Genomic DNA, 4,258 nt, shown 5'->3' on the forward strand with positions numbered 1-4,258 from the left:
CCCTGAGGCTGGTGGACGACGCCGGCTTGTCAATGCTGCATGTGTTCCCGCTCAGTCCGCGCCAGGGCACGCCGGCGGCGAAGATGCCGCAACTGGGCCGCGCCGCCGTCAAGGAGCGTGCTGCCCGCCTGAGGGCCAAGGGCGCCGCAGCATTGCAGCAATACTATTCCACGCTGATCGGGCGCGAAGAGACGCTGCTGGTCGAAAAAGCCGGCCTCGGCCGCACGCCATCGTTTGTTCCGGTTGCATTCACCGGCGAAGCAGGCGATTTCGTCCGCGTGCGCATTACCGGCGCCACATCCGACCATCTCACCGGAGACATTGTTTCATGAGGCAATTCGGCGAAGCCCCGCCCCCGCCGACCTTCTTCGAGAAACTCAAGTCCGGCCTCGCCAAAAGCGCGAGCGCGCTCGGCCTCGAAGCCCTGGTCAAGAAAAAGATCGACGACGTTTCGCTGGCGGAACTCGAGGAAGCGCTGATCCGGGCCGATCTCGGCGCCGCCCAAGCCAAGGCGATCACCGCCGCCGTCGCCAAGGGCCGCTATGACAGCGATGTCGCAACGTATGATCTGCGCCACATCATTGCCGACGAGATTTCTAAGATTCTCGAGCCCATCGCCAAGCCGCTCGCCATCGATGCCGCCATCAAGCCATATGTAATCCTGGTCGCCGGCGTCAACGGCACCGGCAAGACCACCACCATCGGCAAGATCGCCGCCAAACTGGCGCGCGAGGGAAAAAAAGTTGTTCTGGCCGCCGGCGATACCTTCCGCGCCGCCGCCATCGAGCAACTGCAAGTCTGGGGCGAGCGGGCGGGCTGCGAAGTGGTATCGCGTGCGGCCGGATCGGATGCGGCGGGGCTTGCGTTCGATGCCTTCACGCGGGCGCGCCAAGTCGGCGCCGATGTTTTGTTGATCGACACCGCAGGACGGCTGCAGAACAAAGCCGGCCTGATGGCGGAGTTGCAGAAAATTGCACGCGTTCTGAAAAAGCAGGACCCTGCGGCACCACACGGCACACTTTTGATACTGGACGCAACCACCGGGCAAAACGCAATCTCGCAAGTGGAAGCCTTCTCCGCTGCTGTTCCTCTCACCGGATTGGTGATGACCAAGCTGGACGGCACCGCCAAAGGCGGTATCCTGGTGGCGCTTGCCGCCAAGTTCGCCATTCCTGTCCATTTTATCGGTGTCGGGGAACGCGAAGAGGATTTGCAGAGCTTCGCGGCGGATAGTTTTGCCAAAGCGCTGACGGGGGCGGCATGAATCCGCAATTAAGACGCAGCTTGGTCGACTTCGGCCCGCTGCTGCTGTTCTTCATCGCCTACAAAGTGTTCGACCTCTACGCCGCCACGGCCACGGTGATGGCGGCCGCGGTCGCTGCCGTCATTCTGGGCTTTGTGTTCGACAGGAAGCTGCATCCCGTACCGCTGGCAACAGCGGTGATCGTGGTGGTGTTCGGCGGCTTGACGCTTTATCTGAACGACAAAATGTTCATCAAGCTGAAGCCGACGATGATTTACGCGCTGTTCGCGACCACACTGCTCGGCGGTCTCGCGTTCAAGCGTCTCTTTGTAAAGTACATTTTGGGTACTGCTGTATCTCTAAACGATGACAAATGGCGCATACTGACGGTCCGCTTCGGCGGCTTCTTCATCGGCATGGCCATTCTCAACGAGTTGATCTGGCGCAATTTTTCCGATGCGATCTGGGTGACCTATCACGTTTTCGGCGCCATCGCGTTGACGGTCCTGTTCTCGCTCAGCCAAGTGCCGTTCCTGCTCAAGCACCAGATCGCGCAAGATAGCGCTCACGACGAAGAATAGTTGCGCGGCGCGCGTTGCCTGGACGCACCTCTTCACGCTAGACAGAGTTGTCGGCCGCGCTATGGTTGGCTATTGTTTGGTATCACGTCCGTCTGTGACGTTGAGAGTCCAGCGTCATGTCGAATAGAGAGAACTGTCGTGCAGGCGCGTGCGGTCTGCCGACCTCGATCTTGCAGAAGCAGGGGTCATCACGATGAAGGGTCAGCGCAAAGTGAATGGGGGCTTTGAACTCGCGGAAGCGCCATCCCATCTTATCAAGCGTTGTCAGCAGTATTTTGGCGATCTTTACGCGCGCGAAGCCGGTTCCTGCGAACTGACCAAGCAGCAATTCACGGTGCTCGCCGCCCTCGAAAACAACGAAGGCGTCAGCCAGACCGCGCTGGTCGAAATGACCGGCATCGACCGCTCGACGCTGGCCGAAATGGTCCGCCGCATGCTCGAGCGCAGCCTCGTCAGCCGCGAACGCACCGAGAAGGATGCGCGTGCCAACGCCGTCGCCATCACCGCCAGCGGCCGCAAGGCCCTGCGCGTGGCGCGTTCGGCCGCCGACCGGGCCGAAAAGGCGCTGCTCGATCCGTTGCCGCCGTCGGAACGCTCGAAGTTCATCAAGGCGCTGTCGACGATCGCTTCGGCCGGCGAGGAATTCGCCGCCAACGGGGCACCGAAGACTCGCGCCAAGACGCGCAAGCGCCGCGGCTGACGGCTCGTCTCAGATTTTGATATCGAGGTTCGTGCCCGGACGGACGTAACCGCCGCTTGCCGCCGCGGGAGCGGGCGCCATCGGCCGTGGCGCCGGTTGTCTCGCCGCGTCCTGGGGAACCGCACTCGCCGGCGTCTGCTTGAACGCCATCGGCTCGAATGCCGCAGGCGTGCCGCGCGGACGCACGGATGTTTGGCTTTGGCTGGCGAGAAGGGCGGCGGCGCTGATTTGCATGGCGTGAGGATTTCAGAACTTGGTTGCCAAATCCTTAGGATCACAGTCCGTACACGAACGATCCTGCCGCTGACCCCATCCGCCAAACCCCTGCCGCAGCGGTCCGGTCGCCGCGCCCACCGGCCCCGATTATCTGCTCCCAAATTGCCGCGGATGCGAGGGAGCTTGCGGCGGCTCAAAAAAACCGGCAATCTCAGGTACTTACCAAGTCGATTGCACCGCCACTCGTGCTGCAGGTGCGCAAAAAGGCTGGACAGGGGCCCGTTTGTGGGCTTGGCTGACCGCGAAGAGGCGGCAGGAACGGGAATGGCGGAAGAGCACAAGGCCGAGGCCCCGGTCGTCATCAAGAAATACGCGAACCGGCGGCTCTACAACACACAGACCTCGAGCTATGTGACCCTCGACCATCTCTCCGAGATGGTGAAGCAGGGCATCGAATTCGAGGTCCATGACGCGCGCACCAGCGAGGACATCACCCGCTCGGTCCTGACCCAGATCATCTTCGAGGAAGAGGCCAAGGGCCAGAACCTGTTGCCGATCCGGTTCCTGCGCCAGCTCATCCGCTTCTACGGCGACCCGATGCAGTCGTTCGTGCCCGGCTATCTCGACCTGTCGATGCAGAGCTTCATCAAGAACCAGGAAGAGATGCGCGAGCGCATCGCCAAGGTGTTCGGCAGCGGCAACCAGGCAGTGGAACAACTGGCACGCCAGAACATGGCGGTGTTCGAACGCTCGATGCAGATGTTCGCGCCGTTCGCTTCGCCGCCGGAGCCACCGCCGCCGGTCAGCGATCTCGACGATCTCAAGACCCAGATGGAAGAAATGCGCCGCCAGCTCGCCGAACTGAGCCAGCGCAAATAGGCCGCCCTACCCCTTCTTGAAATCCGGCTTCAGCAGCGGTTCGCCGAAGAAGAAGCCCTGGAAGTGGTCGACGCCGAAGCCTTCGAGCAGCACCGCTTCTTCCTCGGAGCCGACCCATTCCGCCGTCGTCTTGAGGTTGAAGTTCTTGGCGAGGTCGACCAGCGTGCGCACGAAGATCTGGTTCTCGGGCGAGGTCGTCAACGCGGCGACATACGAGCCATCGATCTTGACCTTGTCGACGCGCAGCATCTGCAGGTTGCGGAACGAGGTATAGCCGGCGCCGAAATCGTCGATGGCGATGCGGCAGCCCATTTCCCTCAGGCGCGATACGAAGCGGGCGTTTTCCTCGAAGTGATGCAGCGCCGCGGTTTCGGTCAGTTCGACCACCAAACGGTTCGCCACCGCCGAATTCTGCTTCACGTATTCGACGAAGGATTGCAGGAACGCCGAATCCTGCGCCGTCGTGCCGGACACATTGACCGACAGATTGATCTCGGGATGGGCGTGCAGCGCCGCGATCGTCATTTCGAGCGCCCGCCGATCGACCAAGCGAACGAGGCCCAGTTGTTCGGCCGCGGGAATGTAATGGCCGGCCGGCGCGATCGACCCGTCGGGCTTGATCATCCTGAGCAGGCATTC

At 61.9% G+C, this 4,258-nt stretch carries 7 protein-coding genes; 5 read left to right on the forward strand and 2 right to left on the reverse strand.

The window, feature by feature from the left end:
* The 4 genes from AC1P6P_RS07560 to AC1P6P_RS07575 all read left to right on the forward strand — a co-directional run.
* Positions 1 to 332: TRAM domain-containing protein (locus AC1P6P_RS07560; protein ID WP_481401824.1), on the forward strand; the 332-nt coding region annotated here is incomplete at its 5' end.
* Positions 329 to 1,264 carry a signal recognition particle-docking protein FtsY gene (ftsY, locus tag AC1P6P_RS07565; RefSeq protein WP_481401825.1) on the forward strand — a complete coding sequence of 312 codons (936 nt, stop codon included), beginning with the start codon at positions 329 to 331 and terminating at the stop codon, positions 1,262 to 1,264. The genes AC1P6P_RS07560 and ftsY, both read left to right, overlap by 4 nt.
* Positions 1,261 to 1,824 carry a septation protein A gene (locus AC1P6P_RS07570; RefSeq protein WP_481401826.1) on the forward strand — a complete coding sequence of 188 codons (564 nt, stop codon included), beginning with the start codon at positions 1,261 to 1,263 and terminating at the stop codon, positions 1,822 to 1,824. Before ftsY ends, AC1P6P_RS07570 begins: the two co-directional genes overlap by 4 nt.
* Before the next feature lie 193 nt (positions 1,825 to 2,017).
* Entirely contained in the window at positions 2,018 to 2,524 is a 507-nt protein-coding gene (locus AC1P6P_RS07575) for a MarR family winged helix-turn-helix transcriptional regulator (protein WP_481401827.1), read from the forward strand.
* 9 nt (positions 2,525 to 2,533) lie between these two features.
* On the opposite strand, the gene AC1P6P_RS07580 is transcribed toward AC1P6P_RS07575, so the two are convergent.
* Complete coding sequence (locus AC1P6P_RS07580; RefSeq protein ID WP_481401828.1) at positions 2,534 to 2,758, reverse strand: hypothetical protein; 225 nt, start codon at positions 2,756 to 2,758, stop codon at positions 2,534 to 2,536.
* A 273-nt stretch (positions 2,759 to 3,031) separates the two neighbouring features.
* On the opposite strand from AC1P6P_RS07580, the gene phaR reads away from it, so the two are divergent.
* Complete coding sequence (gene phaR, locus AC1P6P_RS07585) at positions 3,032 to 3,619, forward strand: polyhydroxyalkanoate synthesis repressor PhaR (protein ID WP_481401830.1); 588 nt, start codon at positions 3,032 to 3,034, stop codon at positions 3,617 to 3,619.
* Between the two features lie 6 nt (positions 3,620 to 3,625).
* Here the strand turns inward: phaR and AC1P6P_RS07590 are convergent.
* Positions 3,626 to 4,258 (reverse strand): EAL domain-containing protein (locus tag AC1P6P_RS07590; RefSeq protein WP_481401829.1); only part of this gene is annotated, 633 nt, incomplete at its 5' end.

Source organism: Rhizomicrobium sp. (genome assembly GCF_056722145.1).

Coding starts and splice junctions, on each gene's coding strand:
- ftsY (WP_481401825.1), top strand. CDS start 329: ATGAGGCAATTCGGCGAAGCCCCGCCCCCGCCGACCTTCTTCGAGAAA.
- AC1P6P_RS07570 (WP_481401826.1), top strand. CDS start 1,261: ATGAATCCGCAATTAAGACGCAGCTTGGTCGACTTCGGCCCGCTGCTG.
- AC1P6P_RS07575 (WP_481401827.1), top strand. CDS start 2,018: ATGAAGGGTCAGCGCAAAGTGAATGGGGGCTTTGAACTCGCGGAAGCG.
- AC1P6P_RS07580 (WP_481401828.1), bottom strand. CDS start 2,758: ATGCAAATCAGCGCCGCCGCCCTTCTCGCCAGCCAAAGCCAAACATCC.